This is a genomic window from Streptomyces sp. NPDC005266, assembly GCF_040607655.1.
Classification (GTDB): domain Bacteria; phylum Actinomycetota; class Actinomycetes; order Streptomycetales; family Streptomycetaceae; genus Streptomyces.
The window spans coordinates 14,813-40,941 of record NZ_JBEXHC010000026.1; the positions used below are offsets into that span (position 1 = coordinate 14,813).

General features: G+C 68.3%; 23 protein-coding genes and 3 pseudogenes. 11 read left to right on the forward strand and 15 right to left on the reverse strand.

The window, feature by feature from the left end; all coding sequences use genetic code 11:
- The first annotated feature begins 97 nt into the window (after positions 1–97).
- Together ABZU99_RS31125 and ABZU99_RS31130 are read left to right on the forward strand one after the other, a co-directional pair.
- Positions 98–718 (forward strand): DUF47 family protein, encoded by a 621-nt coding sequence (locus ABZU99_RS31125; protein WP_355949529.1) that lies wholly within the window; start codon positions 98–100, stop codon positions 716–718.
- Positions 719–726: 8 nt separating this feature from the next.
- A complete protein-coding gene (locus tag ABZU99_RS31130) occupies positions 727–1,725 on the forward strand; it encodes an inorganic phosphate transporter (RefSeq protein WP_355949532.1) in 999 nt (332 codons plus the stop codon).
- A 173-nt stretch (positions 1,726–1,898) separates the two neighbouring features.
- Here ABZU99_RS31130 and pstB read toward each other — a convergent pair whose 3' ends face one another.
- The 4 genes from pstB to pstS form a co-directional block, all read right to left on the reverse strand.
- The gene (gene pstB, locus ABZU99_RS31135) at positions 1,899–2,675 is read right to left on the reverse strand and encodes a phosphate ABC transporter ATP-binding protein PstB (protein ID WP_355949535.1); all 777 of its coding nucleotides are present in this window, start codon (positions 2,673–2,675) and stop codon (positions 1,899–1,901) included.
- Positions 2,676–2,701: 26 nt separating this feature from the next.
- On the reverse strand, positions 2,702–3,781 hold the full coding sequence (gene pstA, locus ABZU99_RS31140) for a phosphate ABC transporter permease PstA (protein WP_355949538.1): 1,080 nt from the start codon (positions 3,779–3,781) through the stop codon (positions 2,702–2,704).
- Positions 3,778–4,767, reverse strand: coding sequence for a phosphate ABC transporter permease subunit PstC (gene pstC / locus ABZU99_RS31145; RefSeq protein ID WP_355949540.1), 990 nt, complete (start codon positions 4,765–4,767; stop codon positions 3,778–3,780). The genes pstA and pstC overlap by 4 nt, the downstream gene beginning before the upstream one ends.
- A 113-nt stretch (positions 4,768–4,880) precedes the next feature.
- Positions 4,881–5,999: a phosphate ABC transporter substrate-binding protein PstS gene (gene pstS / locus ABZU99_RS31150; protein WP_355949543.1), complete on the reverse strand. Its 1,119-nt coding sequence runs from the start codon at positions 5,997–5,999 to the stop codon at positions 4,881–4,883.
- A gap of 496 nt (positions 6,000–6,495) precedes the next feature.
- Here pstS and ABZU99_RS31155 point away from each other — a divergent pair, with 496 nt between their 5' ends.
- A complete protein-coding gene (locus ABZU99_RS31155; RefSeq protein WP_356048224.1) occupies positions 6,496–7,584 on the forward strand; it encodes a C40 family peptidase in 1,089 nt (362 codons plus the stop codon).
- Positions 7,585–7,632: 48 nt separating this feature from the next.
- Here ABZU99_RS31155 and ABZU99_RS31160 read toward each other — a convergent pair whose 3' ends face one another.
- The gene (locus tag ABZU99_RS31160) at positions 7,633–8,157 is read right to left on the reverse strand and encodes an O-acetyl-ADP-ribose deacetylase (RefSeq protein ID WP_355949549.1); all 525 of its coding nucleotides are present in this window, start codon (positions 8,155–8,157) and stop codon (positions 7,633–7,635) included.
- A 234-nt stretch (positions 8,158–8,391) separates the two neighbouring features.
- On the opposite strand from ABZU99_RS31160, the gene ABZU99_RS31165 reads away from it, so the two are divergent.
- Entirely contained in the window at positions 8,392–9,624 is a 1,233-nt protein-coding gene (locus tag ABZU99_RS31165) for a fused response regulator/phosphatase (RefSeq protein ID WP_355949552.1), read from the forward strand.
- A gap of 42 nt (positions 9,625–9,666) precedes the next feature.
- On the opposite strand, the gene ABZU99_RS31170 is transcribed toward ABZU99_RS31165, so the two are convergent.
- The 3 genes from ABZU99_RS31170 to ABZU99_RS31180 all read right to left on the reverse strand — a co-directional run bounded on the left by ABZU99_RS31170 (position 9,667) and on the right by ABZU99_RS31180 (position 11,242).
- Positions 9,667–10,008 (reverse strand): DUF2516 family protein, encoded by a 342-nt coding sequence (locus ABZU99_RS31170; protein WP_355949732.1) that lies wholly within the window; start codon positions 10,006–10,008, stop codon positions 9,667–9,669.
- Between the two features lie 109 nt (positions 10,009–10,117).
- Entirely contained in the window at positions 10,118–10,810 is a 693-nt protein-coding gene (locus ABZU99_RS31175) for a hypothetical protein (protein ID WP_356048226.1), read from the reverse strand.
- A gap of 18 nt (positions 10,811–10,828) precedes the next feature.
- Positions 10,829–11,242 (reverse strand): helix-turn-helix transcriptional regulator, encoded by a 414-nt coding sequence (locus ABZU99_RS31180; protein WP_355949556.1) that lies wholly within the window; start codon positions 11,240–11,242, stop codon positions 10,829–10,831.
- Positions 11,243–11,502: 260 nt separating this feature from the next.
- Here ABZU99_RS31180 and ABZU99_RS31185 point away from each other — a divergent pair, with 260 nt between their 5' ends.
- A complete protein-coding gene (locus tag ABZU99_RS31185; RefSeq protein ID WP_355949734.1) occupies positions 11,503–11,964 on the forward strand; it encodes an NUDIX domain-containing protein in 462 nt (153 codons plus the stop codon).
- A 416-nt stretch (positions 11,965–12,380) separates the two neighbouring features.
- Here ABZU99_RS31185 and ABZU99_RS31190 read toward each other — a convergent pair whose 3' ends face one another.
- Positions 12,381–16,928 (reverse strand): hypothetical protein, encoded by a 4,548-nt coding sequence (locus ABZU99_RS31190; protein WP_356048228.1) that lies wholly within the window; start codon positions 16,926–16,928, stop codon positions 12,381–12,383.
- A 54-nt stretch (positions 16,929–16,982) separates the two neighbouring features.
- On the reverse strand, positions 16,983–17,294 hold the full coding sequence (locus tag ABZU99_RS31195; protein ID WP_148019445.1) for a trypco2 family protein: 312 nt from the start codon (positions 17,292–17,294) through the stop codon (positions 16,983–16,985).
- A gap of 281 nt (positions 17,295–17,575) precedes the next feature.
- Between ABZU99_RS31195 and ABZU99_RS31200 the strand changes: the two genes are divergently transcribed.
- The 3 genes and pseudogenes from ABZU99_RS31200 to ABZU99_RS31210 form a co-directional block, all read left to right on the forward strand.
- Positions 17,576–18,337, forward strand: a complete 762-nt coding sequence (locus ABZU99_RS31200) for a transposase family protein (protein WP_356048231.1) — start codon at positions 17,576–17,578, stop codon at positions 18,335–18,337.
- A 119-nt stretch (positions 18,338–18,456) separates the two neighbouring features.
- Positions 18,457–18,651, forward strand: a pseudogene (locus ABZU99_RS31205) (nucleotidyltransferase family protein); the annotation flags it as partial.
- A 140-nt stretch (positions 18,652–18,791) separates the two neighbouring features.
- Positions 18,792–19,045, forward strand: a pseudogene (locus ABZU99_RS31210) (YciI family protein); the annotation flags it as partial.
- Positions 19,046–19,115: 70 nt separating this feature from the next.
- Here the strand turns inward: ABZU99_RS31210 and ABZU99_RS31215 are convergent.
- Positions 19,116–19,976, reverse strand: a complete 861-nt coding sequence (locus ABZU99_RS31215) for an NAD(P)H-dependent oxidoreductase (protein ID WP_356048233.1) — start codon at positions 19,974–19,976, stop codon at positions 19,116–19,118.
- 105 nt (positions 19,977–20,081) lie between these two features.
- The gene (locus ABZU99_RS31220; RefSeq protein WP_356048235.1) at positions 20,082–20,843 is read right to left on the reverse strand and encodes a TetR/AcrR family transcriptional regulator; all 762 of its coding nucleotides are present in this window, start codon (positions 20,841–20,843) and stop codon (positions 20,082–20,084) included.
- A gap of 122 nt (positions 20,844–20,965) precedes the next feature.
- On the opposite strand from ABZU99_RS31220, the gene ABZU99_RS31225 reads away from it, so the two are divergent.
- Together ABZU99_RS31225 and ABZU99_RS31230 are read left to right on the forward strand one after the other, a co-directional pair.
- A complete protein-coding gene (locus ABZU99_RS31225) occupies positions 20,966–21,940 on the forward strand; it encodes an ATP-binding cassette domain-containing protein (RefSeq protein WP_356048237.1) in 975 nt (324 codons plus the stop codon).
- A complete protein-coding gene (locus ABZU99_RS31230; protein ID WP_356048239.1) occupies positions 21,933–22,676 on the forward strand; it encodes an ABC transporter permease in 744 nt (247 codons plus the stop codon). The genes ABZU99_RS31225 and ABZU99_RS31230 overlap by 8 nt, the downstream gene beginning before the upstream one ends.
- Before the next feature lie 11 nt (positions 22,677–22,687).
- Here ABZU99_RS31230 and ABZU99_RS31235 read toward each other — a convergent pair.
- Positions 22,688–23,288 (reverse strand): annotated as a pseudogene (locus ABZU99_RS31235) (NAD(P)H-dependent oxidoreductase).
- 52 nt (positions 23,289–23,340) lie between these two features.
- Between ABZU99_RS31235 and soxR the strand changes: the two are divergent.
- A complete protein-coding gene (soxR, locus tag ABZU99_RS31240) occupies positions 23,341–23,802 on the forward strand; it encodes a redox-sensitive transcriptional activator SoxR (protein ID WP_356048241.1) in 462 nt (153 codons plus the stop codon).
- An 81-nt stretch (positions 23,803–23,883) separates the two neighbouring features.
- On the opposite strand, the gene ABZU99_RS31245 is transcribed toward soxR, so the two are convergent.
- Together ABZU99_RS31245 and ABZU99_RS31250 are read right to left on the reverse strand one after the other, a co-directional pair.
- On the reverse strand, positions 23,884–24,810 hold the full coding sequence (locus ABZU99_RS31245) for a zinc-binding dehydrogenase (RefSeq protein WP_355949580.1): 927 nt from the start codon (positions 24,808–24,810) through the stop codon (positions 23,884–23,886).
- A gap of 46 nt (positions 24,811–24,856) precedes the next feature.
- Positions 24,857–26,101 carry a GNAT family N-acetyltransferase gene (locus tag ABZU99_RS31250; protein ID WP_356048243.1) on the reverse strand — a complete coding sequence of 415 codons (1,245 nt, stop codon included), beginning with the start codon at positions 26,099–26,101 and terminating at the stop codon, positions 24,857–24,859.
- Between the last annotated feature and the right edge of the window lie 28 nt (positions 26,102–26,129).

Genomic DNA, 26,129 nt, shown 5'->3' on the forward strand with positions numbered 1-26,129 from the left:
TCTGCCTGATGGGCGACACTGGGATCGCCGGTTACCGTGGCCGGAAGATGCGCCTAGCATCGACAAGTCCCCATCCGCTGCATCCCGAGGATCCCCAGTGCGCTTTCGTCTGACCCCCAGGGAGACGAGCTTTTACGACATGTTCGCCGCCTCCGCGGACAACATCGTCACGGGCTCGAAGCTCCTGATGGAACTGCTCGGGGCGGACTCCTCCGCTCGTTCCGAGATCTCCGAGCGAATGAGGGCGGCGGAGCACGCGGGGGACGACGCCACGCACGCGATCTTCCATCAGCTGAATGTCTCCTTCATCACGCCGTTCGACCGCGAGGACATCTACACCCTCGCCTCGTCCCTCGACGACATCATGGACTTCATGGAGGAGGCCGTCGACCTGGTCGTTCTCTACCAGGTCGAGGAGCTGCCCAAGGGCGTCGAGCAGCAGATCGAGGTGCTGGCCCGGGCGGCCGAGCTGACCGCCGAGGCCATGCCGAATCTGCGCACCATGACGAACCTCACCGAGTACTGGATCGAGGTCAACCGGCTGGAGAACCAGGCCGACCAGATCCACCGCAAGCTGCTGGCCCACCTCTTCAACGGCAAGTACGACGCGATCGAGGTGCTCAAGCTCAAGCAGATCGTGGATGTGCTGGAGGAGGCCGCCGACGCCTTCGAGCATGTGGCGAACACGGTCGAGACCATCGCCGTCAAGGAGTCCTGAGCCCCGGCATGGACACCTTCGCGCTTGTTGTGACCATCGCGGTCGCGCTCTTTTTCACCTACACCAACGGCTTCCACGACTCGGCCAACGCCATCGCCACCTCGGTCTCCACCCGGGCGCTGACCCCGCGGGCCGCGCTCGCGATGGCCGCGGTCATGAACCTCGCCGGTGCCTTTCTGGGCAGCGGGGTCGCCAAGACGGTCAGTGAGGGCCTGATCGCCACCCCGACCGGCAAACAAGGCATGATGATCTTGTTCGCCGGACTGGTCGGAGCGATCACCTGGAACATGGTGACCTGGTACTTCGGCCTCCCGTCCTCCTCCTCGCACGCGCTCTTCGGCGGTCTGGTGGGCGCCGCGCTCGCCGGCTCCAGCACGGTCCACTGGGACGGGGTGCTGGAGAAGATCGTCATCCCGATGTTCCTGTCGCCCGTCGTCGGCCTGGTGCTGGGCTACTTCGTGATGGTGGCCATCATGTGGATGTTCCGGAACTCCAACCCGCACAAGGCAAAGCGCGGCTTCCGGATAGCGCAGACCGTCTCGGCCGCCGGTATGGCGCTCGGTCACGGTCTGCAGGACGCCCAGAAGACCATGGGTGTCGTGGTGATGGCCCTGGTCATCGGGGGTGTCGCGGACGAGGGCGACGCGATTCCGGTCTGGGTGAAGATCGCCTGCGCCGCGATGCTCTCGCTCGGCACCTACGCGGGCGGCTGGCGCATCATGCGCACGCTGGGGCGGCGGATCATCGAGCTGGACCCGCCGCAGGGATTCGCGGCGGAGACGACGGCGGCGGGCGTCATGTACACCGCGTCGTTCATGTTCCAGGCGCCGATCTCGACCACGCACGTCATCACCTCGGCGATCATGGGTGTGGGGGCGACGAAGCGGGTGAGCGCGGTGCGCTGGGGGGTTGCGAAGAACATCATCCTCGGCTGGTTCATCACCATGCCGGCCGCGGCGGCTGTCGCCGCGCTCAGCTACTGGATCGTGAACCTGGCCTTCGGCTGACGGCCGGGGAACCCCCGGCCCGGCCGGACGCCCGGCCTTTCGTACTCCTGCGCGGCACTACGCAGCGGGCCCGCCCCCGGGAGCCAGGGGCGGGCCCTTTCGTCTTGCGGTGGCACCGCCATGCAGCACCGCAGGACGTCTCCTCCTCGCCGTGCGGCGAGGGGGTCTGTGGATCAGCCGAAGCGGCCCGAGATGTAGTCCTCGGTCGCCTGGACCGAGGGGTTGGAGAAGATCCGCTCGGTCTCGTCGATCTCGATGAGTCGGCCCGGCTGGCCGACGCCGGCCAGGTTGAAGAAGGCCGTACGGTCCGAGACGCGCGCCGCCTGCTGCATGTTGTGCGTCACGATGACGATCGTGAAGCGCTCCTTCAGCTCGCCGATCAGGTCCTCGATGGCGAGGGTCGAGATCGGGTCGAGCGCCGAGCAGGGCTCGTCCATCAGCAGCACATCGGGCTCGACCGCGATGGCGCGCGCGATGCACAGCCGCTGCTGCTGACCGCCGGAGAGGCCGGCACCCGGCTTGTTGAGCCGGTCCTTGACCTCGTTCCAGAGGTTGGCGCCCCGGAGGGACTTCTCGACGACGCTCTCCAGCTCGCTCTTCTTGTACGAGCCGTTCAGCTTCAGCCCGGCCGCGACGTTCTCGAAGATCGACATGGTCGGGAACGGGTTGGGGCGCTGGAAGACCATGCCGACGGTGCGCCGCACGGAGACCGGGTCGACGCCGGAGCCGTACAGGTTCTCGTCGTCGAGCATCACCTTGCCCTCGACCCGGCCGCCGGGCGTGACCTCGTGCATCCGGTTGAGGGTGCGCAGGAAGGTCGACTTGCCACAGCCGGACGGGCCGATGAAGGCGGTGACGGAGCGGGGCTCGACGGTCATCGAGATGTCCTCGATGGCCTTGTGGTTGCCGTAGTAGGCGGTCAGGCCGCTGACGTCGATGCGCTTGGCCATGTGAATCACTTCTCTTCTTCTTGGCCTCAGCGGCCGGTCTTCGGGGCCTTCCAGCGGGCGATACCGCGGGCCACCAGGTTGAGGATCATGACGAAGGCGATGAGCACGAGTGCCGCTGCCCAGGCTCGGTTGAACGAGGCCTCGTTGCCGAGCTGCCACTGCTCGTAGATGTAGTAGGGCAGCGACGACTGTGCGCCTTCGAACGGGTTGTTGTTGATCCCGGTGGCGCCGAAGACCAGCAGCACGATGGGCGCGGACTCACCGGCGACACGGGCGACCGCGAGCATCACACCCGTGGTGATTCCGCCGATCGCGGTGGGCAGCACCACCTTGAGGATGGTGCGCCACTTGGGGACGCCGAGCGCGAGGGACGCCTCGCGCAGCTCGTCCGGGACGAGCTTGAGCATTTCCTCGGTCGAGCGGACGACGACCGGCATCATCAGGATGGCCAGGGCCATGGCGCCGGCGAAGCCGGAGTAGCCGAAGCCCAGGATGATGATCCAGAAGCTGAGGATGAACAGACCGGCGACGATCGAGGGGATGCCCGTCATCACGTCGACGAAGAAGGTCACGGCCTTCGCGAGCCGGCCGCGCCCGTACTCCACCAGGTAGACGGCGGTCAGCAGGCCGATCGGGGCCGCGATCAGGGTGGCGATGCCGACCTGCTCCAGGGTGCCGATGATCGCGTGGTAGACGCCACCGCCGGGCAGGATCGTCTGCACGCCCTCCATGGAGTGGCCCAGGAAGTAGCCGTCGAGAACGGTCCTGCCCCGGTCGACGGTCTCCCAGATCAGCGAGATCAGCGGGATGACGGCGACCACGAAGCAGACCCAGACCAGGCTGGTGGCCAGCCGGTCCTTGGCCTGACGGCGCCCCTCGACGGCGGCCGCGAGGACGTACGAGCCGAGGATGAACACCACTGCGGCGATCAGGCCCCACAGGAGCGAGTTGCCGAGCCCGGCGGCGGTGCCGATGCCCGCGCCGACGGCGGCCGAGACCACGACCAGCGCGAACGGGGCCCAGCGGGGCAGCCGGGCCTGCTGGAGGGTGGACGGACCAGGCGCGCGGCCGGCGGCCTCGGTCTTGTTGATCGTCACATTGCTCATGCTGCGGACCCCGAGTACTCCTTGCGGCGGGCGATGATCATTCGCGCGGCGCCGTTCACCAGCAGGGTGATCACGAACAGCACCAGGCCGGAGGCGATCAGCGCGTCACGACCGTTGTCGTTGGCCTCCTTGAAGTGGCTGGCGATGTTCTGCGCGAAGGTGCCGCCGCCCGGGTCCAGCAGGCTGGTGTCGATCAGGTAGCTGGGGGACAGCACGGTGGCGACCGCCATGGTCTCGCCCAGCGCACGGCCGAGGCCGAGCATCGAGGCGCTGATGATGCCGGAGCGGCCGAAGGGAAGGACCGACATGCGGACCACTTCCCAGCGGGTGGCGCCGAGCGCCAGCGCGGCTTCTTCGTGCATCTTCGGGACCTGTCGGAACACCTCGCGGCTCACGCTGGTGACGATCGGCAGAATCATGATCGCCAGCAGGATGCCGATGGTGAACAGGGAGCGCGCGGCGCCGCCCTGGTACGTGAAGATCCCGGTCCAGCCCAGGTACTCGTCGAGCCAGGTGTACAGGCCGGTCAGATGGGGGACCAGGAAGAGCGCGCCCCACAGGCCGTAGACGATGCTGGGGACCGCGGCGAGCAGGTCGATGACGTACGCGACCGGGGTGGCCAGCCGGCGCGGGGCGTAGTGCGAGATGAACAGCGCGATGCCGACCGCGATCGGGACCGCGATGATCATCGCGATGATCGAGCTGACAACCGTGCCGTAGGCGAGGACGGCGATGCCGAACCGCATCGGCGTGGTGCCGGTGCTCCACTCGAAGGCGGTGAGGAAGTTCGCGTCGTCCTTGGAGATCGCGATGGCGGCGCGGTACGAGAGGAAGGCCGCGATGGCCGCCATGATCACCAGCAGGGTGATACCGGAACCACGGGAGAGGCCGAGGAAGATCTTGTCACCGGCGCGGCCTGTGGAGCGGGTCGTGACCTTGGGTGGGGACCCGGCGGATGAAGATGTGGGTTCTATGTCCGTTTTCATGGGTTCTCCGGTCTGCGGAGCCGGATGGGTGAGGCTCCAGGTGCGGCGGTGCACCGGACGATGCGGCTGACTCCGCCGCGGCTGTTGCCACGGCGGAGCCGGCCGAACTCGGGTCAGGAGAGGCTCTTGATGCTTTCGCGGACCTTGGTGGCGATCTCGGTCGGCAGCGGGGCGTAGCCCAGCTCCTTCAGCGAGGTCTGGCCGTCCTCGCTGGCCACGTAGTTCAGGAAGGACTTGGTGGCGGGGAGGGTGCCGGCCTTGTTGCCCTTGTCACAGGCGATCTCGTAGGTGACGAGGGTGACCGGGTAGGCGTTCTCCGCCTTGGTGTCGTACGCCAGGTCGAGGGCCAGGTCCTTGCCGGTGCCCTTGACCTTGGCCTCGGAGATCGCCTTGGAGGCGTTCTCGACGGTGGCCTTGACCGGGGCGGAGGCGCCGGTGTCCAGGTCGACGGTCTTGATGCTGTTGGCGGTCGCGTAGGACAGCTCGAAGTACGAGATCGAGCCGGAGACCTGCTTCACCTGCGAGGAGACACCGGAGGAGCCGTCGGCCGACTGGCCGCCCTTGCCCTCCCAGGCCTTGCCCGGCTCGTGCGGCCACGACTTGGGGGCGGCGGCCTTGAGGTACTTGGTGAAGTTGTCGGTGGTACCCGACTCGTCGGAGCGGTGGAACGCCTGGATCTTGAGGCTGGGAAGGTTGACCTTCGGGTTGAGCTTCTTGATCGCCGGGTCGTTCCACTTGGTGATCTTCGAGTCGAAGATCTTGGCGAGGGTGTCGGCGTCCAGCACCAGGTTGTCCACACCGGGGACGTTGAAGCCGATCGCGATCGGGCCGCCGACCATCGGCAGGTCGATGCCCTGGCCCCCCTTGCAGACCTTCTTGGAGGCCGCGACCTCTTCGGGCTTCAGCGCCGAGTCGGAGCCCGCGAAGGCGGTCTTGCCCTGCAGGAACTCCTGGATGCCCGCGCCCGAGCCGGTGGCCTTGTAGTTGAGCTTGGTGTCCTTGCAGGCGGCGCCGTAGTTCTTGATCCACAGGTCCATGGCGTTCTTCTGCGCGGACGAGCCGGAGGCCAGCAGCTGCCCCTTGCCATCGCACTTGATGTTGCCGACGGCCTTGGTGGCACCGCCGCCGTCCGAGTTGTTGTCGGAGCCGCACGCCGTGAGGACGAGAACGCCGGAGACGGCGAGGGCACCGGCGGCGATGGCGCGAAGCCGGTTCTTGCGCTGAAGCTTCACTTTCAGGAGTTCCTTCCAGGAGCCGCCGGTGGGGACGGCGCGCGAGATGGGTGGTGCGCACGGAGGGTCGTGCTCCGGGTGCGGTCCGGGCCTCGGCGTCGGCTCGCACTCGGTAGGGCCGAAATTAGGCAGATCAGGTGAAGTGGCCGAAGGGGGTGAGTTAACGGACGGTGAACCTCGTCCGTCAGTGTGGTGGCCAGGTCACGGCCAGGTCACGGCCTGACCGCGGCTCGGCGGCCCTCCGGCTTGCCGGCTCCGTGCCCCGGAGGCGCGCCGAGTCCTGAGAGCCCAGGGGCGGGTCAACCCGGCCGCTGTCCGAAATTCGTGCGACGTCCGTCCGGTGGCGCGATCTCGATGGGTGCGGGGTAAACGGCGCGTGTCCCTGTCGAATCGCGGTACGGCATGCCACTATCCGTCCCTACGTGGCGGTAGGTCAGGTCTGGCCCTCGGACGAGCCGGGGCGCGTACGGCCTCGACTGACGAGAGGAGACGGCGGGTGAGGCGGGACGGGACAGGGAGGGGCGCGAGCGTCACCGCGGCCACCGCGCTCGTATGCGCGCTGGGAATGTCGGCCGTGACGGAGGCCGCGTACGCCGCGCCGGGCGACCCGGGGCCGGCGCCGGGGTCCGCGCGGGGCGGATCCGGCGGCAAGAGCCTGGACGAGGTCCGCCGGGAGGTGGAAGGGCTGTACCGGAAGGCGGAATCGGCCACCGACGCGTACAACCTCGCGCGGGAGAATCAGACGCGCCAGGAGCGGGCCGTCGTGAAGATCGCCCGCGCCGTCGTCAAGGCCCGGAAGGAGATGGCCGGACTGCGGCAGAAGGCCGGGGCGATGGCCCGTGCGCAGTACCGCGGCGGCGGAATGCCGGCGGAGGCGCGGCTGCTCCTCAACGACGACCCCGGCGACTTCCTCGACGGCGTCACCCTCGCGCGCAAGGGCCAGCAGGTGACCCACGGGCTGATGAGCAGGCTGGAGCGGACCCAGGCAGCGCTCGACCGCTACGCGAAATCCGCATCCCGGGAGTGGGAGCGGCTGGACCGGAGCCGGGCGAAGAAGGCGGCGGCGAAGAAGGAGATCACGGCGCGGCTCGCCCGTGCGCAGCGGCTGGAGTCCCGGCTGGCGAAGAAGGAGCGGGAGCGGCTGCGGTGGCTGGAGGAGGAGAAGGCCCGCACCGCCCAGAACAAGTGGCTGGACACCGGCATACTGCGCGGCCTCGGCGCCGACGCCACCTCCTCGGGCCGCCGCGCGGTCGGCTTCGCGAGGGCCCAGATCGGCAAGAGCTATGTGTGGGGCGCCGTGGGCCCGGACACCTTCGACTGCTCGGGGCTGACCCAGCGGGCGTGGGCGGTGGGCGGCCGCGCGATCCCGCGGACCTCCCAGGAGCAGTGGAGGCTGCTGCCGAGGGTGGCCGCCAAGGACATGCGCCCGGGTGACCTGATCATCTACTTCCCGGACGCCAGCCATGTCGGGATGTACGTGGGGGGCGGCGCGATCGTCCATGCCCCGCGCCCCGGCCGCCGGATCACCGTCGCGGGCGCCGGCTCCATGCCGATCCTGGGCGTCGTCCGCCCGGACCGGGCGTGACCCGGACCGGGCGGAACTGAGCCCGGACGTACGCCGTATGAGCTGGTGTCAGCCGGGCGGCAGCCTCCGCAGGGCCGTCTCGAAGGCGTCATGAGCGGGCTGATCGAAGAGGACGAAGCGAACGTCGGCGACGGAGGTGTCCGCCGTGCGGACGGCGTCGAGGGCGATCCGGGCGGCGTCCGCGAGCGGCCAGCGGTAGACGCCGGTGGAGATGGCCGGGAAGGCGACCGTACGGGCCCCGAGCTCATCGGCGACGCGCAGTGACTCACGGTAGCAGGAGGCGAGCGTGGCGGAACGGTCCTCGTTCGCGGAGAAGACCGGTCCGACCGTGTGGATCACCCAGCGGGCGGAGAGCCGGCCGGCCGTGGTGGCGACCGCCTGGCCGGCCGGGAGCCCTTCGCCGTAGCGGGAGGCCCGCAGCGCGCGGCATTCGTCCAGAATGCCGGATCCGCCCCGGCGATGGATGGCCCCGTCGACGCCGCCACCGCCGAGCAGCGAGGAGTTCGCGGCATTGACGACGACGTCGACCGTCTGTTCGGTGATATCGCCTAAAATCAGCGTGATGTTCGTCATTCCGAAATTCTCCCGTGAGCTGACAAGTGCCGCCTGACGTGGGTCATATGACGAAAGTCGCTGTCTGAAGGTCATTCCGTCGGGCCCGCGCCTAACGCTAAAGTCGCTGGGCAGTCTCCGGCACCCATAACCGTGAAACCTTTGACACCGACCGGTCGGTGTGCGTGCCGGGCCCGTGCGGTCCTCCGTCGGTGGCGGGTACCGCGCCTTCGGGGGGAGGGAAGGAATCGAGCGATGTCCGTACCCGTGCCGAGGCAACGGGAGGCGCCGGCCACACAGGCCCGTTCCGCCACCCTGCCCGACACCGGGCTCACCCTGCTGGTGATCGAGGACGACCCGGCCGGTGCCTTCAACGTGCCCGAAATGCTGGACACGGAGGGTAACCGGGTCCGGATCCGTACGGCCCGTAACCTCACCGAGGCGACCCGGCTGCTCACCGACGGCGTGCAGTGCATCCTTCTCGACCTCGCCCTGCCGGGCCCCGACGCCGAGGGCGAGGACCCGCTGGCCACGCTCCGCGCGGTGCTGAAGCTCGCGCCCTCGCAGGCCGTTCTGGTGCTCACCGCCGAGGACGACGCCGAGCGCGCCGCCGAGGCGGTCCGGGTGGGCGCGCAGGACTACCTCTTCCGCGGTGAGCTGGACGGCCGGATCCTCAACCGTGCCATCCGCTACGCCGTCGAGCGCAAACGCTCCGACCTCGCCCAGCGCCAGCTCAGCGAGTCCCGGCTGCGGGCCCAGGAGAACGCCCGGCTGGAGCGTGGGCTGCTGCCCACCCCGCTGCTGGGCGGCTCCGGGCTGCGCTTCGCCGCCCGCTACCGGCCCGGCCGGAGCCGTGCCCTGCTCGGCGGCGACTTCTACGACACCGTCCGCACCCCGGACGGCACGGTGCACGCGATGATCGGCGACGTCTGCGGCCACGGCCCCGACGAGGCGGCCCTCGGCGTGGAGCTGCGGATCGCCTGGCGCGCCCTGACCTTCGCCGGGCTCTGCGGCGATCAGCTGCTGGGCACGCTGCAGCAGGTGCTGGAGAACGAGCGTGCCGACGATGAGATCTTCGCCACCCTCTGCACGGTCGACATCGCGCCGGACGGGCGCCGGGCCGGGATCTGTCTGGCCGGGCACCCCTCGCCGCTGGCCATCCGTCCCGGCGTGGCGCCCCGGCTGCTGCCGACCGACGAGAACGGCCCGGCGCTCGGTCTGCTGCCGAACGCCCGCTGGCCGCGCCGCCACATCGAGCTCGGCGGCGCGTGGAGCCTGATGATGTACACCGACGGCCTCATCGAGGGGCGCGTCGGCGCGGGGACGCAGCGGCTCGGCCAGGAGGGGATGGTCGAGATCGTCGCCCGTCAGATGGCGGCCGGGCTGCGCGGTGAGGAGCTGCTGGACGCGACCGTCACGGAGGTGCGGGCGCTGAACGGCGGAGAGCTGACCGACGACCTGGCGGTGCTGCTGCTGGACCGCGGCTGAGCGCCGCGGCCCGCGCCGTACGCCCTCCCCGGGCGTTCCCGGTTACCGGTTGAAGGGCCCGTACGGGCCGTCGGAGCTGGAACCGCGCCCGCGGTTCCAGCGGCCGCCACCGCCGGAGATCTGCCGCAGGGCGGGCCGGACGTCAACGATGTACACGATCGTCGCGATCAGCCCGATGATCGGCAGGAAGTCGAGGATCCCCATGAAGAAGTTCACCGCGGCCGCGAGGCCGAGGATGATCAGCCAGAACGCCTTGGTCTGCTTGTCCGCGGCGCGGTAGGCGTCCTCACGACGGATCGCGGAGTCGATGAAGGCGAACAGGCTGAAGAGGAGCAGGCCCCAGGAGACCCAGTACAGCAACTCGCCGAACCCTTGCACCAGCACGCCGTCCACCGCCTAGAAGATATGAATGGGAGCGTTTCTCGGGCCACCGTACCCGCTGGCAGGGCCGGGCACGCAGCGCGTACCCGGCCCTCCTGTGGACGCTCGTGCCTCAGCCGGCCGACTTCGGCTCCGGCTTCTTGCCCGTGGCGGGCTTGCGGGCCTGGGCCTTCTTGGCCTGGCCCGCCTGGCCCGCCTGGCCCGCCTGGCCCGCCTGGCCGGTCTGGCCGGTCTGGCCCGACGGGGAGGCCGGAGTGGGCTGGGCGGCCGGGGTGGCCGGCTTGGCCGGGGCCGTCTTCGGCGCCTCCTTGGACGAGTCCACGGCCATCGACTGCGTCGCGGCCTTCGGCTGGCTCTTGTCGTCCTTGGGCTCGATCGCCGAGGCGATGTCGACCACCTCGTCGGCGGCCTCGCCACGCCAGGTCTTCACGACCTCCTGGCCGTGCTCGGCGACCTCGTCGTACCGCTCCCGCGCCTTGACGGCGAACTCGGCGGCCCGGCCCACACCCTGCAGGGCGAGGTCCTGTGCCGAGTCCCGAAGCCGCTTGAGGTCGGTGTCGAGCGAGCCCCACATCTCGTTGAGCTTGCTCTGCGCCTCCTTCGCCTGCTGGGTGACCCGGTCCTGGACCACCTTGGGGTCGGTGTTGCGCACCGCGTTGAAGCGCTCGGGGGCCTCGGCGACGATCTTCTCGACGAGCGACGGCACCTCCTTGAGCTTCTGGGCGGCGAGGTCCGCCGTGCCCGCCACGAAGTAGAGCGGAGTCGGGTCGGTGAGGGTCTTGCGCACGTCGTCGGTGATGGCCATCTGAGGGTCCTCCCGGATTCAGTTCGAGGGTGAGGCGACGTCGGCGTCGGCGGCGGGGGTGCCGTTCTTGTCGTCCGAGGCGGTCGCGAGCCCGTTCTCCTTGCGGAACGACTCGTAGATCTGGAGCAGCACCTGCTTCTGCCGCTCGTTGATCGAGGGGTCGGCGAGTATCACGCTGCGTACCTCCGCCTCCTCCCGGCCCCGCTCGTCGAGGATCCCCGCCTGTACGTACAGGGTCTCCGCGGATATCCGCAGGGCCTTCGCCAGCTGCTGCAGAATTTCGGCGCTCGGCTTGCGCAGCCCGCGCTCGATCTGGCTCAGGTAGGGATTGGACACCCCGGCGGCATCGGCCAGCTGCCGCAGCGAGAGCTGCGCACTGCGCCGCTGCTCGCGCAGGAACTCGCCGAGGTTGCCGACGTTCAGTGATGCCATGCCTCGATGCTGCCGCATCGACGCTAACTATTGCAAGCATTTGCTTGCAATAGTGGTGCGAGCCACCTGGGAGACACCTGAGCCCGAGCACGATAGATGTCGTATTTGCAGGACAACTGTCGTCATCCGAGTGCAGCCTCCTGGTGCAGGTGCCTTTGGGGCCGGCCTCCGCGAGTCGCCGAGAAACGGCGTTGTCGGTGGACTCTGCCAGGGTGTGCGTCGTGGATGAGCTGGTGGAGCGTGTCGACGGTCAAGATCGCATGCTGGGGGTGGTCACCCGTCAGGAGGCCATCCGGGAGGGTTGGCTGCACCGGGTCGCCGTGACGGTGTGTCGTGATGGGCGTGGACGGATCCTCGTCCACCGACGGTCGGAGCAGGTATCGCGCTTCCCCGGACTCTATGAGGTGGAGGTCGGTGGCGCCGCAAATGTCGGCGAGTCCTATGAACAGGCCGCCGCGCGGGAGCTGGCCGAAGAGTTGGGCATTCGTGTGCTGCCGCGCCTGCTGTTCACGTTCCTCAACCGCAGCGGCTTGAGCCCTCACTGGCTCGGCGTGCACGAAGCTGTGGTGCCGGACGCCGTGGCCGCCGATCCCGATGAGGTCGCCTGGCATGGCTGGCTGACCGAGCCGGAACTGCGGTCGGCCCTGCTGGAGTGGCGCTTCACCCCCGACAGCCACGAAGCCTTCAGCCGGTATCTCGCGTTCCGGACCGCGCGGTCCTGACCTTGCCCGCCTCGCGGGCTGGGACGCCTACTTGCGGCCAACGCGCCTTGTGAAAGCGGCTGTCCGTGGCAGGGAGTACGGATGCTTGGTCGACTCCCGCTCATTGAGATCGTTTCATCCTGATTCTGCAGGTCGCGGGGCTGGTGCGGGCCGGGAGTGACGGACTCCTGCCGGTCAGCATCATGATCACTGCGGGGTGATCGTCGGTTCACCTCTGGACCTCGGCGTTCGCGAGGACGAGGAGGGCCCGCTGACGTTCAACACCGACTGGTGACGATGCGGCGGCGACCGCCGCGGTGACGGACGGCCACGCCACCCGGGCGTGGCCGTCCGCGAGTCGGAGGGGGCCGGACCGGAGCCCCCGAGCCGCACCGGGCCGGCTTCCCGTCAGGGAAGTTCCCCATGCCGCATCGAGGTCATCTCCCTGCCACGAGTTGCCGCAGCAGGCGATCTGCCGCCTTGAGTCTCCGTACACACAACTCGTGGAAGCCTCCGACGGAACGTCCGGTTGCCGACTGGTATAGGTCGACGGCCAGCTTGAGCCAGCTGGGCTTGTTCTCCGGGAGCCACGGGAACGGGTTAACCGTTGCCGCCAGTTGCGCAGCCTGGTAAACGGCCTCGGCCCGATGAAAGCGATTGACTCCGTGCTCACCCTCGAAGAATGCCTCTTGAAGCATGCGGCACGCATCGAAACAGTCATATGCCCTGAGTGTCACAATGTCCACTGAAACGGGGCTCCCGTCCACATCCTTGGACACGGAAAGCAACTCCGCCTGCCTCAGATAAAGCTGGCCAAGACCCTCGATGAGCTCCAGCTCCGTAAAATTCTCGTAGAGCAGTTCGGACAGCGGAGGCGTCTCCGGATCGTCAGCAGTCGTGGACGTCGTCTCGTTCGATGCGCCGGCAATCTCCCGGCGCCGGCTCTGCAAATAGATACCGATGGTGGTTGCGTAGTTGGTGCCGATGATCTCTTCGAAAGCTGTGTCGATGAGGCTCCAGCTGACAGACTTCCCCTCTTCCAGGGTGAGACGCTCACGCAGAACCGCGACATGCTTGGAGTAGAAGCGGTGGCCCAGAGGTTCACTGAGGTGGGATGCGGCATGCTCCAGCAGGGAACTTTTCACCTGCGGCGCCAGACTCTCGAAGCGTACCCTTTGGAGAAGCGCCTCGACACTGGCGATCTGCGCTCTGCGGCGTTCGTCTCCATTGCGAGCGCTCCGGATGGCAGATTGCAGTACCTCTGCCGCTTCCCCGTACTCCCACAGATATCGGTGGAGACGCGCCTTCGCCAACTGGATCTTGGTACTGTGCGGCCAAAGCTCCGCCGCGCGGTTGAGAGCTTCCCACGTGGCACTGTTGTCAACCGGGCGCCCCGGCAACTTGCCGGCCGGGCCGTGCACAGAGAGCAGGCGCCGGTATTCTCGCTCCACATCGGATCGGAGAAGCAACGTGTCGATCGTCGGGCCGTAGCGATTCTCGTGACCGTCCAGCATTTTGACACGCTTCACGTACAGCTGATGCAGCAGATCGATCGGCACGGCCGGACTTCCACCGTTCGCCTGGGCAACTGCTGCCCTCAGACTCCCTCCCTGCTGCTGCCAGTCGGCCTCGATGCACATGCGCGCCAGACTCGCGTGGTTCACGCTCCTCGACTCCTGCGTCTTCAACCACTGCTTCGTCTGGTGGACAGCACGGCGCAGGGCGGGCAGCTTGGCCGACTCGCTGCCCGCGTCTCTCCTCTCCCACTTCTCACGGCGCCGGAGGGAGATGAGCCAAGCTGCGTACGCGGCAGCATCGGGAGCCTGTTGAACGGCCCATTCCGCGTATTGCTCAGCGTTTCGCGCAGAGGCGAGCGCGGATCTCCACTGTTCGTTGTCCCTGTAAGCAAGAGCACTGAACCCGAAGGCCCGGGAAACCTCCAGCAGTCGGCGGGCACCTTGGAACTCAACTTGCTCGTGCAGGGGGGCCATATGGGTGTCCAGCAGGGCCAGAACTTCTTGTGCGCCCTCGAGACGCAACAGAGGGTCGGCCTGGCGTTGGTACACGTTCCGCATGAATCTGGCAGCAACCAGGCAGGTTTCCACGTCCCACTCCGGCGACCGGCCGCACCTTGCTCTCAGCGCCTCGAGCACCGAATCGACGACGGCGCTTCGGGCCTCGTCCGACCGCAATTCGCGTGTGTAGTTCAAGGCGTTGTCGAGATAGCGTCGCGTCCAGAGCTGCCGTAGATTCGGTGTTGGTGTACACCTTTCCAACCCCGCCCTGCTGAGCCGCATGGCCTCATCCAAGGCGCTGATCCGCTTTGTTTCGTCGTCTGCCGTTCTGGCTTGCAGTCTTGCGATACGAATATGGAGAGTCAGGTTGGATGCCTCTCCCTGATGCGTGTCCGGCACAGGGAGCAACTCCATCATTTCCTGGGCGAGGTGAAGCGTCTGATCACCCCTCTCCATCTGCTGTGCGTCAGATTGCAGCTCGGCGGTGTTGAGGATCCAGGAAATCACCCAGGCTGTTCTTCCCACCCTGCCAACTACAGGCCGGCGCGCATCCTCGACGAGGCTTCCGACGAGACCCTCACGGATCTGCAGTACCTCACCAGCACATTGGAACCGTCGGACACCAAAGTAAAGGGCACTGTCGACAGAGCGGAGCATGTGCGGGGGAATTTCCGGTGCACTGCTTCGTAGCGCTTCGGAGGCCTGGCGGCCGGCGTCCACGAACAGGCTCTGGTCGCTCCGTGTGACCGGTGCACGCATTTTCATGTTCAGTTCGGAGACTGATCGGTACAGCGTCTCGATCGGTGTCTCCGAGACCGTGCCGGGGTCGACTGTCGGCACCTCCACCGCGCGAGTGGGCGGTTCCACCGGGATGAAGAGGGCCTCGATGTCGATGGAGTTCGCAAGGTCGCCCAGCTGCTGTGCGAGCCGCGGCAGGCGACCAGGAACCTCTTTCCCGATCCAGCCCACGGCACACTCGACCTCGAACAGCAGTTTCTCACGTGCGTCCTCGTCGGCAGCCTGGACGAAAGCTGCGTCGAACATGGCAAGAGCTGCCTGTCCGAGGGTCTCATCGAGGAGTTCAGGGTCGCCGAAGGCTCGCCCGAGTGCCTGGGTCTCTTCGCTTCTGGGCCTGCGCTTCTTCTTGCCCTTGAGTATGGGAAGGCTCACCAGGTTGCGCAGGGCTTCACGGGAGGAGCGGCTCAACCGGTAATTCGTGCGCGAGGGGTCGGACGTCTCGATCAGCACATCACGATCGGCCAGTTGCTCCAGAGTTGCACTGTTGAGTCCGATCCCCTGGAGCACACCTTCCGGAAGGGTCAGGTCGTCAGTCAGCGACCACACCATGAAGGGAGCGAGAGAGCCAGGTGGTCCGTCGTCGTTCAGCAGCCGGCATCCTGCATCTTCGAAGGCAGTGGTGACGGGCAGCGTACAGGCGTCCCAGAGGTCGACGACCACGGCATCGGGGTCCGCGGTGAGCCGCTCCCCCAGGTCGGGATACCTCTCGAGGTGTCGCATCACACCCGTCAGAAGGATGCCCGGGCGTTGGGCCATGTTGTCGTTCGCCTCGGTCATCACCTTGTGAGAGTCGACAGCCACGTTGTACTTGGAGAGTTCGGACTCGAGAAGCTGAGCCGCCTCGGCCTGGCTGAGAGGACCGAGCCTCACCGCAGGAGCTCGGCGCAACTGCTGCTTGCCGTCGGCCCAGAGGTCAGTGGTGCCGGAAACCAGCACAACTGATTTTTCGAATGCAGGAATCGCGAGGACCGCGTCAAGGTCACGGTCGAGCGTGTCGGCGTCCTCACCGAACCGGTCGCAATCGATAACCGCGACCATGTTCCTGTCCCCTATGACATTGACCATCTGCTCCAATGCGGACTGAATTTTGTATTCAGTCGATTCGACGTCCTCACAGTCCGCCATCTCGAAGAGTTTCGCATTGAGCTTCTTGGACAGCGCTCGAGAAACAGGGAATTTACTGCCGTTGCCGGCCACGTTGACCTTGAGAAGCGCCGGATACTGATCCTCGGGGAATGTCCGACAGAACACACCGTCCGTCATTAGCCGCTCAATGAACGATGTCTTGCCTACCTTTTCCGACCCTACTACAGGAATCAAGTGCCTGGCTCTTGCGTAGCGTGATGCGGCTGTCAATTCGGTGCTGCGCCCTACGAATTCCGGAGAGGGAGTTGTGGGCAGGCTCGAGAGCCACGGCGGCAGCGATGGATCGGCAACCCGGGGTGCCGGGGTGTAGAATTCACGCCGCAGAACCACCCCTGCGGCGTCCAGTGCTTCCAGAAATCCTGGAAACTCCAGGCATTTGGAAAAACGAACGGCCTGCAGCGTTTCGGACTCATGGCCGATACGGTGATCCTTGATGATCACACCCAACAAGGAAGACTGACGAAAGAGGGCCGCCCCTGACATTCCCTTCCAGCCGGAGACCTTGCCGTTGCCTTCGGACCTTCCTATCGGGCTTACAGGGCGGGGAACCATGCTGGTGACCTGGATCGTCAGCAATCCAGACCGCATCGCATGCAGTGTGAGCACCTTGCCGGTCAGATGAAACGTGTCCTGGACCCTGTCGGGCCGATTCTCGCAAACAGGAAAACCAACCGCAGTGCATTCGACGACGCCGCCACCCTCCACCTTCCACCACGAGAGACTGTTTGACGAACTCGATTCCTGCCAGTCGTCGATCTTCAGCAGTGCGACGTCGCTGAGCGGGTCGGCTTCGAAATCTGGGGCGGAGGAGGGCCAGACGATCGTTGCCGTAAGCCACGGCTGGGACGACGGATCAGCGTCGTACTTCCTGACCTCTACATCGCGGGGGACGCCAGCTTTGTGCACGCAATGATATGCCGTCAGGACCAGGCCGCCACCGATCATATAGCCGGTACCGCTCTCCCGGGCAGTCTTGGAATAAACCTCGTACAGGCCGGAGATCTCCACCGGCGCGGCACTGGTCATGTGCTGATGTCCCCCGTCGCTGATCAATCCGGTATTCGCCAGAAGTGAGAGATCCTAGGCCGGTCGTTCATCGACCGTGTTGGAAATTCGCGCATCGTTGCCCTCAAGATCCACAGGCTGAAGTGTGACCTTGAGGCGATGGGTTCGCGTGGATGCGAGCCCGCCCCTGACCTCTGCGGTCCAGGGCAGCACCATCACCTTCGTCCGCGCCTCACCGTTCTTCTTGATTTCAACGGCGAACTCCATTTCGACCGGGCCGGCCGTGAATTTCAGATCTTCGTCCTTCCCGTCCTTCATCGCCTGCTGCAGTTCTGCACGGATGGCCCCCACGGCCTCGGCAAGCCCCGACCACGATTCGCTGCTCATTACGCCTCACCAGGGTCGTGGTCCGGTCATGGACCAATGAGGTCCAGCAGTGTAGCGGATCCCAAGTATGTGGCGGGGCAAGCAAGTTGTACGGCACCGGCAGACCTGGTGTTCGTTGTCGGCCGGCGTGCGGGGTGGGGTGGTGCGGATTCGGTCGTGCGCACGACGAGGGAACTGACGAGCGGGAATGCATGGCCGATCATCCGGACCCAGAGTGATCACACCCGGCCGGGACCGCGTCCTGGCTGTCGCCGGGCCGGGACGGGAAGAGCACGCTGGAAGTGACAGATCTCGTCGCCGGCCTGATACGGCAATGCCGCAACCGGCTCGGCACCCGATGGCGCAAGCTCGATCTCGGCAGTCAGGCAATCGTGGTCCTGGCCCACCTCCGCCACGACCAGCGGCTGGCGGACATGGCCGGCGGCAACGGGGTCTTGGCCTCCACCGTCCGCCGCTGGGTCCAGGAAGTACTCACACTGCTGTCCGCGCGGGCCCCTCGCCTGGACCGGGCACTCAAGAAGATCGCCAAGCGGGGCGGAGTGGTCGTGCTGCTGGACGGCACCCTGATACGCGCCCGCCGCCGCACCGGAGCGGACAACCGCAGGAACTTCAGCGGGAAACCCGCGACCAACGGCCTGCTGTTCCTCGCGCTGACCGACATCAGGGGCAACCTGATCTGGATCTCCTCGGCCTGGCCCGGACGGTCCAGCGAGATCACCACCGCCCGCCACCACAGGATCACCGCGCATCTCCGCGAGGCCGGCCTCGGCGCCCTGGCCGACCTCGACTTCGTCGGCCTGGACGACCAGCCCGACGACCACTCGGTGATCATCACCGGCCGCAAGGTCGCCCGCAACCAGAAACTCACCGATGCCGAGAAGGAAGCGAACCACCTACCCGGCCGCGAACGCGCTGCCGTCGAACACGGGTTCACCAACCTCAAGTCCTGGCGCATCCTGGCCAAGGTCCGCATGAACGCCCGCCACGCGACCGCCCTGCTGCGGGCCCTCCTCGTCCTCGCGAACGCCGAGGTTCAGAGGTGACCGATGATCACCCCGCAGTGAACATGATGCTGACCGGCAGGAGTCCGTCACTCCCGGCCCACACCAGCCCCGCGACCTGCAGAGTCAGGATGAAACGATTTCATTAGCAACTCGATGGCTTGCGGTCCGTGCTCTCCCAGAACGAGGTCCTGACCGACGTGATGACCAGGGCAGCGACGATGGAGCTGCCCGGCTGGTATGTGACGGCAGGATGCCCGTTCCAGACGGCGTGGAACGTGGTCACTGACAGGCCCCCGACCAGCGGCATCAAGGACTACGACATCTACTACTTCGACGGCACCGACCTCTCGTGGGTGTCGGCGTACGGGCTCTGGTGCAGTCTCCGGAGAACGATCCGGGACCGTGTCGATCCGGCCGTCTCCCGTTCGACGTATGGGTGAGAAGCGAGGACAGCCCCCGCGTACCCGATCGAGGAGTCACCATGCCGCGCTAGCTGTCGCTGATCCGGATCGACGAGCAGAACGCCCCCCCCCCCGCCGAGGGCCCCAGCCCCGAACTCATGGAGCGCGTGGGCGCTCTGCTGGAGGAGATCACCAAGGCGGGGTGATGCTTGACACGGCGGGGCTCACCCCGACCTCCGAGGGCACCCGGGTCACCTGGTCCGGCGGCAAGATCAGCTACACCGACGGGCCTTTCACCGAGAGCAAGGAGGCCATCGGCGGTTACGCCGTCCTCCAGGCCGAGGACAACCGGTATCTGCACGCGTTTCCGTCCGTCAGCCGTCCCGCTTCCAACGGGGTTTGCCGCAAGGCCGGTTTCACCCTGCTCGGCGCGTGCGATTTCGAGTTTCCGCCGGGGACGATGATGTGGTGCAACGACTGGCGGCTGGAGCTTCGCGGCGTGGTGAGCCGTCAGTCGAGTAGTGCACGGTCAGGCCCGACCGGCCCGGCATGACCTCGGGCCGCAGCACCAGGTTCTCGTCGTAGTCCCCGCCGTTCTCGTGGCGGAAGGGGATCGGGTCCGCGGTCGGCAGTGCGGCCAGCCGCGCCCGCAGCGCGGCGGCATGGTCCTCGTACGCCTCGGCCGGCAGCCGGTCCGCGCCGTAGACCACATGCGGCGGTACGACGGCCATGCCGCTGTACCAGAAGGTGCCGTGCTGCAGCGGGAACAGCAGATCGCCGATGTCGCCGTGGGCCCCGCGCGGCCCCATGCCGGGCTCGGGCGCCCCCACCGTCAGGACGACCATGGCGCGTTTTCCGGCCAGCCCGCCGTCCCCGTAGCGCAGGGTGCGGCCGTCCGGCCCCTTGACCCCGTAGGCGTATCCCTTGACGAAGACGCGGTCGAACCAGCCCTTGAGGATCGCGGGCATGCCGAACCACCACAGCGGGAACTGCACGATCAGCGCGTCGGCCCAGGCGATCTTCTCCTGCTCGGCGCGGATGTCGTCGCTCAGGGTTCCATCGCCATAGGCGCGTTTCGAGGAGGCGCCGACGATGAGGCGTCCCTCGCAGGGTTGGCCGAAGTCGGGGCCGTCCACCACGGGGTTCCAGCGCATGGCGTAGAGGTCGGACTGACGGCACTCATGACCCAGTTCCCGCAGGGCACGTATGCCCTCGTCGCGCAAGGCCGCGCTCAGGGAGCGCTGTTCGGGGTGGGCGAATATCCACAGCACGTTCATGTGGACCAGCGTGGCGAGTCGGCCCCGGCGCGGCGAGTGGCCGTATGGCCATGATGTGCACGAATCTGGCCAGTGCCTCCTGGGTGCCTCCCTGGGTGCGGTCGCTCAGCTTCGCGCGCTGATCAACGCCTCCACCCCGTCGAGAATCCGGTCCAGGCCGAAGATGAACTCGTCGTCCGGGCCGCCCGGTGTGGAAAGCTCGCCTGCCCGCAGTGCCGCCGTCACCGCGGGGAAGCGCTCGGCGTCGGTCAGCCTCTCCAGCAGCTGGGCCCAGGAGGCCATCGACTCCTTGGGGCCGGCCCCGGTGCGCTCGGCGGCCGCCTGGAGGTCGAAGGCCAGCCGTGCCTCGTTTCTGACGAAGCCGCTGACCAGCATGAGGACGGAGATCTTCTCGCCCTCGCCCAGGTTCGTTTCGCGCAGACAGGCCAGCCCGCGCTCCATCCAGGCGACCGAGTTGGGGGCCGCGGGCGGGGTGCTGATTGGGATGCGCACCGCCCAGGGGTGACGGATGAACGCGGCCCGCAGCGCCCAGGCCCACTGGGCGCTCCCCGTCCGCCAGTCCTCGTCCGGCTCGGGGCCGGGCGGTGGGCTGCCGTAGGCCGCGTCCTCCATCAGCAGCAGCAGCTCGTCCTTGGCCGAGACATAGCGGTACAGGGACATGGTCGAGACGCCGAGCTCGGCGGCGACCCGGCTCATGGAGACCGCGCCGAGGCCGTCCGCCGTGGCGATCCCCACGGCGGCGTCGACGATCCGGGTCAGGGTCAGCCCGGGTCGGGGCCCCTTGGTGGGGCGTTCCCGCAGCCCCCACGCGGCCTCGATGCTCGCCGGAAGGCCGGTGCCGCCGCTGCCGTTGTCCTCGGTGGCCATGGGCCTCGGGTCCTCCGTCGGTACGTCCGCTTCGGTGCGTTCGGTTGACCGCCATCCTAGATCTGGGTATACCCTACGCAGTAGTGCGTACGGCATACGCAGAGAGTGGAGCGGGGGAATTCATGACCAGCCATCCGGCCATCGAGGCGATCGGCCTCGAGAAGTCCTACGGGACGGTCAAGGTGCTCAGGCGCGTCGACCTGTCGGTTGAGCGCGGCAGCGTCTTCTCGCTGCTCGGCCCCAACGGGGCGGGCAAGACCACGACCGTGCGCATCCTGTCCACGCTCACGCCGCCCGACGCGGGACGCGCCCGCGTCGCGGGCTTCGACGTCCTCGCCGAACGCCACCGCGTACGCCGTGCCATCAGCCTCACCGGCCAGTACGCGGCCGTCGACGCGATGCAGACCGGCGAGGAGAACCTGCGGATGATGGGGCGGCTGAGCCGCCTCGGCCGCGCCGAAGCCCGGCGCCGCGCCCAGGAGTTGCTGGAGCGGTTCGACCTCACCGCCGCCGCGCGCCGCACCGTCGGCACCTACTCCGGGGGGATGCGCCGCCGGCTCGACCTTGCCGCGGGGCTGGTCGGCCGCCCCGAGGTGATCTTCCTGGACGAGCCGACCACCGGCCTCGATCCGCGCAGCCGGCAGGCCATGTGGGAGGTCATCAAGGGGCTCGTCGGGGACGGGGTGACGGTCTTCCTGACCACCCAGTACCTGGAGGAGGCCGACCAACTGGCCGACCGTATCGCCGTGGTGGACGGCGGCCGGGTGGTCGCCGAAGGCACCTCCGCCGAGCTCAAGGAGCAGGTCGCCGGGCACCGTCTCGACCTGGTGCTCAGCGGTATGGAGGCGTTCGAGGAGACCGCCCGCTTCCTGGGCGCGCGGCTCGTGTGGAGCGACGCCGACCGGCTGACGCTCGGCGTCCCGACCGACGGCAGCGCCGCACACGTACGCGCCGTGCTCGACGAGGTCGACCGCGACCGCCGCGCCGTGGCCCGCTTCACCGTCCACAGCGCCACGCTCGACGACGTCTTCATGGCCCTGACCGGCCACACCACCAGCGGTGACGGCATCGACCACAAGGAGGCCGCCGGTGTCTGACGCGATCGTCCTGACCGGCCGCACCATCCGGCTGAGCAGGCGCAACCTCGACGCGGTGCTCACCGCGATGCTGCTGCCCATCATGCTGATGCTGGTCTTCGTCTACTTCTTCGGCGGGGCCATCCACACCGGCACGGAGTACGTCACCTATGTCGTCCCCGGAGTGATGCTGCTGTGCGCGGGCTTCGGCTCGGCGAACACCGCGGTCGCCGTCACCAACGACATGGCGGGCGGGATCATCGACCGCTTCCGGTCGCTGGACATCGGCGGCACCTCGATCGTGGCCGGCCATGTGGCCGCGAGCGTGCTGCGCAACACGGTCGCGACCGCCATGGTCTTCGGGGTCGCCTTCCTCATAGGCTTCCGGCCGGACGCCGGCCCGCTCGACTGGGCGGCCGCGGCGGGCATCCTGCTGATGTTCATCCTCGCCGTCTCCTGGCTGTCGGCCTGCTTCGGCCTGCTCGCCAGGTCGCCCGAGGCGGCCGGCGGGTTCACCTTCGTGATGATGTTCCTGCCGTATCCCAGCAGCGCCTTCGTGCCGATCGACACCATGCCCGCCTGGCTGCAGGGCTTCGCCCGGCACCAGCCGGTCACCCCGGTCATCGAGGCGCTGCGGGCGCTGCTGCTGGACCGGCCGGTCGGCGACAGCGCCTGGCAGGCCCTGGTGTGGTGCGGCGGGATCCTGGCGGTGGCGGTCGCGCTGTCCGGGGCGCTCTTCCGCCGCCGTACGGCGTAGGAGCTCCGCCGTCAGGTGCCGTACGGGCGGGTGGCGGGCCGTGCGCAGGGCGTGGGCCCACCAGGCGAGCTGGTCGAGCATCACCGTGGCGGCCGCCTCCGGCCCGGCGGGGTCTTTGGGCCGGCCGTCCGGCCCGAACAGCTCCCCGGCGTTGTGGAAGCTGACCGTGTCGCGGACGGTGACCGCGTGGACCTCCGCGAACACGGGCCGCAGATGCTCGACCGCGCGCAGGCCGCCCGAGATGCCGCCGTAGGAGACAAAGCCGACCGGCTTGGCATGCCACTGGGTGTGGTGCCAGTCGATGGCGTTCTTGAGGGCGGCCGGATAGCTGTGGTTGTACTCGGGGGTGACCACGGCGAACGCGTCGGCCGCGGCCAGCCGGGGCGTCACGGCCCCCAGCGCCTCGGCGTCCGCGGGGCCGGGCCGGTGGGTGAGGGCCGCGGGCAGCGGGGTCTCGGCCAGGTCGATCACGTCGAGGCTCATGTCGTCGCGGAGTCGGGCGTGGCCGGCGAACCAGCCCGCGACCGTCGGCCCGAAGCGGCCCTCGCGGGTGGAGCCGACGATGACGGCGAGCTGGAGGGGAGGGGCGGTGATGGCTGTGTCGGTAGTCATGGAAAGAGCATCGAACCTCAACAAAGGTTGAAGTCAAGCTACCCTCGGCAGTATGACGCAACTGATGTGGAAGACCCATGAGCTCACGGTCGGCGAGCTCTCCCAGCGCAGCGGAGTCCCCGCCTCCGCGCTGCGCTTCTACGAGCGCGAGGGGCTGATCCACAGCCGCCGCACCTCCGGCAACCAACGCCGCTACACCCGCGACACCCTCCGCCGCGTCGCCTTCGTCCGCTCCTCGCAGCGGGTCGGCATCCCGCTGGCCAGGATCCGCGGGGTCCTCGCGCTCTTCCCCGACGACCACGTCCTCACCAAGGAGGACTGGGCCCGGATCTCGGAGTGCTGGCGCGCGGACCTCAACGAGCGCATCGAGCAGCTGCGGAACCTCCGCGACCACCTCACCGACTGCATCGGCTGCGGCTGTCTGTCGATCGACAAGTGCGCGCTGGCCAACCCGTACGACAAGCTCGGAGAACAGGGCGCGGGCGCCCGCCGCCTGCTCAAGTCCTGCTGCTAGCACGCCGGCTCGGCCGGGAGCCCGCCGGTACGGGTCCGCTCCTCGGCGGTCGCGCCAGCGAGACGAGGATGCGCGTCGTCGTCACCGGTCCGCGGGGGTGATGTCGAGGACGGCCTTGCCCGGAATGCGGCGTCCGAACAACTCCTTCGCCGCCTCCGCCACCCGCTCCCAGGAGCCGCGCCAGCCCACCTCGGCGGACAGCTCGCCACGCGCGACGAGTCGGAGGAGGAACGCCAGATCGGGTCCGGTGTCGTAGATGTCGCCGAAGGACTGGAGCGTTTTGGCGGTACCGAGCGCGAGGGTGCTGTTGACCGGGAAGACCGCCTGCTCGCCGGCGGCCCAGCCGATACTCTGCAGATTGCCGCCCTGGGTGAGCAGCTTCCACGCGGCGACGAGGTGGGGGCCGCCCACGTTCTCCAGCACGATGTCCACGGGGCCCCCGACCGGGTCGAGCCCGACCACGACCTCGTCCGCGCCGAGCTCCTTCAGCCCCTCGCCCCGCGCGGGCGAGCCGACCGAGGCGATGACGTACGCGCCGTCGCGCCGGGCCAGTTGGACCGCCGCCCGGCCCACCCCGCCGGACGCGCCCGTGATCAGCACCCGTTTACCGGGAGCACTGCCCGCCGCGCGCAGGGTGCGCAGGGCGGTGATACCGACCACCGGGAGCGCGGCGGCCTCGGCCAGGTGCACCGCGTCGGGCACCTCGGCGAGGAGATCGGCGGCGATGGCGGCGCGCTCGCTCCAGGTGGCGGAGGCCAGGGCCGCGACCCGGGTGCCGGCCGGGGGCCCGGAGCCGTCGGCCGCCGAGCGGACCACGACACCGGCCGCGTCGAAGCCCAGGACGGTGCCGGGTGGCCAGCTTCCGTGGCGCAGCTCGCCGAAGTTCAGCGACGCGTGGCGTACCTCGACCAGGGCCTCACCGGGCCCGGGGTCAGGTTCGGCGATCTTGGTGAAGCGCACCGCCCCGGGCGCCCGCGGGTCGGCGATCAGGGCGCGTATGGCACTCATACCTGACTCCCCCTATCGGAGATGAAGCGGACTGGCGGTCTGGGCCTCAGAAGAAATCGGGGCACCACGGACGGCGGGCCGTGCGCAGCAGCCGGTCCGCCAGGGCCGCCGCGCCCGGCCGCTCCTCCGTGACGCGGCCCAGCGCGGTGAGCCGTACCGCCGACTCGTCGCCCAGCCACAGGGTGCCCAACTCGCCGATGTCCGTGGTCAGATCGGCCGAGCGGCTGGTGGCGGCGCAGGTGGCGCCGTCCGGACCCGCATCCAGGAGGTAGCGGCCGCCGGCCAGCCCCGCGCGGTCACGGAACTCAAGGACCAGCGCGCCCTTGACAGGGTAGGTACGGGTCTCCAGCAGCCGGGGTACGTCCAGCGGCCGCAGCCACAGGAAGTCGGCGTGCGCGGTGACCTGGGCCGCGCGGGGATCGCCGAGGAGCAGCGGAAGCAGATCGTCCGGGGCGCGGCGGCCCGTCTTCACCTGGGTGACCCAGTCGACGGACAGCAGGAAGTGCCACAGGGCCCGCTCGGCGGCGGGGGTGGCGGCGAGCAGGCCGAGGACGGTGGCGGTGTCATGCGGCCGTTTGCCCACCCAGCGGTCGTCGGCGGTGTAGGCCAGCAGGCCGTCCACCGAGCCCTCGGGAGAGCGGTGGAGGACATGGAACGGTTCGGTCCAGGGCTGGTGGGGGAACGTCCGCAGGCCGGTGTTGATCCGCCACCAGAGGTCGGGGCGGTCGATGAAGCCGGGTACGCGCCTACGGAGCCGCTCATGCAGCGCCGGGCCCAGCTGCCGTATCTCGTCGGCATCGGCGAAGTCGACCCGTCCGCCGTCACAGGGCCCGGTGTGGCGCGGGTCGAGCCCGGCGCGGGCGACGTCCACCTGCCATTCGGTGACCCAGGTGGCCGGGCCGAAGCCGTACCGCCCGTAGATCGGGTACTCGGCGGCGATCAGGCTGGCCACCGCCTCGCCCCGCTCCTTGGCCGCGCGCAGATCGTGGTCCATCATCCGGCTGAGCAGACCCCGGCGGCGGTGGGTGGGCGACACGGTGACATTGCTGATCGCGTCGGCGGGCACCTCGGCCCCGCCGACCGCCGTCAGCCGCTGCGTGAAGCTGCGGAAGGTGGCGACGCAGCGGCCCTGGTCGAACGCTCCCTGCATACGGTCCAGGTCCACCTGGGCCCGCCGCAGCTCCACTTCCTCCTGCGGCGCCTCGGGCGGCCGCAGGAAGCCCGCGTTGAGCGCGCGCGTCCAGTTGGTCAGGTCGGAGTCGGCGAGCGGGGTGCGGATGTCCACGGCCATGGGGTCACGCTAGGCGCGGGCCGTCACC

Excerpts from the sequence above, each read along its gene's own strand:
- ABZU99_RS31160 (WP_355949549.1), bottom strand. The coding sequence starts at position 8,157 with ATGACGAACATCACGCTGATTTTAGGCGATATCACCGAACAGACGGTC.
- ABZU99_RS31185 (WP_355949734.1), top strand. The coding sequence starts at position 11,503 with ATGCTGGGGGTGGTCACCCGTCAGGAGGCCATCCGGGAGGGTTGGCTG.
- ABZU99_RS31130 (WP_355949532.1), top strand. The coding sequence starts at position 727 with ATGGACACCTTCGCGCTTGTTGTGACCATCGCGGTCGCGCTCTTTTTC.
- ABZU99_RS31245 (WP_355949580.1), bottom strand. The coding sequence starts at position 24,810 with ATGAGTGCCATACGCGCCCTGATCGCCGACCCGCGGGCGCCCGGGGCG.
- ABZU99_RS31250 (WP_356048243.1), bottom strand. The coding sequence starts at position 26,101 with ATGGCCGTGGACATCCGCACCCCGCTCGCCGACTCCGACCTGACCAAC.
- soxR (WP_356048241.1), top strand. The coding sequence starts at position 23,341 with ATGACGCAACTGATGTGGAAGACCCATGAGCTCACGGTCGGCGAGCTC.
- ABZU99_RS31165 (WP_355949552.1), top strand. The coding sequence starts at position 8,392 with ATGTCCGTACCCGTGCCGAGGCAACGGGAGGCGCCGGCCACACAGGCC.
- ABZU99_RS31180 (WP_355949556.1), bottom strand. The coding sequence starts at position 11,242 with ATGGCATCACTGAACGTCGGCAACCTCGGCGAGTTCCTGCGCGAGCAG.
- ABZU99_RS31175 (WP_356048226.1), bottom strand. The coding sequence starts at position 10,810 with ATGGCCATCACCGACGACGTGCGCAAGACCCTCACCGACCCGACTCCG.
- ABZU99_RS31190 (WP_356048228.1), bottom strand. The coding sequence starts at position 16,928 with ATGACCAGTGCCGCGCCGGTGGAGATCTCCGGCCTGTACGAGGTTTAT.
- pstA (WP_355949538.1), bottom strand. The coding sequence starts at position 3,781 with ATGAGCAATGTGACGATCAACAAGACCGAGGCCGCCGGCCGCGCGCCT.
- ABZU99_RS31215 (WP_356048233.1), bottom strand. The coding sequence starts at position 19,976 with ATGAACGTGCTGTGGATATTCGCCCACCCCGAACAGCGCTCCCTGAGC.
- pstB (WP_355949535.1), bottom strand. The coding sequence starts at position 2,675 with ATGGCCAAGCGCATCGACGTCAGCGGCCTGACCGCCTACTACGGCAAC.
- ABZU99_RS31225 (WP_356048237.1), top strand. The coding sequence starts at position 20,966 with ATGACCAGCCATCCGGCCATCGAGGCGATCGGCCTCGAGAAGTCCTAC.
- pstC (WP_355949540.1), bottom strand. The coding sequence starts at position 4,767 with ATGAAAACGGACATAGAACCCACATCTTCATCCGCCGGGTCCCCACCC.
- ABZU99_RS31195 (WP_148019445.1), bottom strand. The coding sequence starts at position 17,294 with ATGAGCAGCGAATCGTGGTCGGGGCTTGCCGAGGCCGTGGGGGCCATC.
- ABZU99_RS31220 (WP_356048235.1), bottom strand. The coding sequence starts at position 20,843 with ATGGCCACCGAGGACAACGGCAGCGGCGGCACCGGCCTTCCGGCGAGC.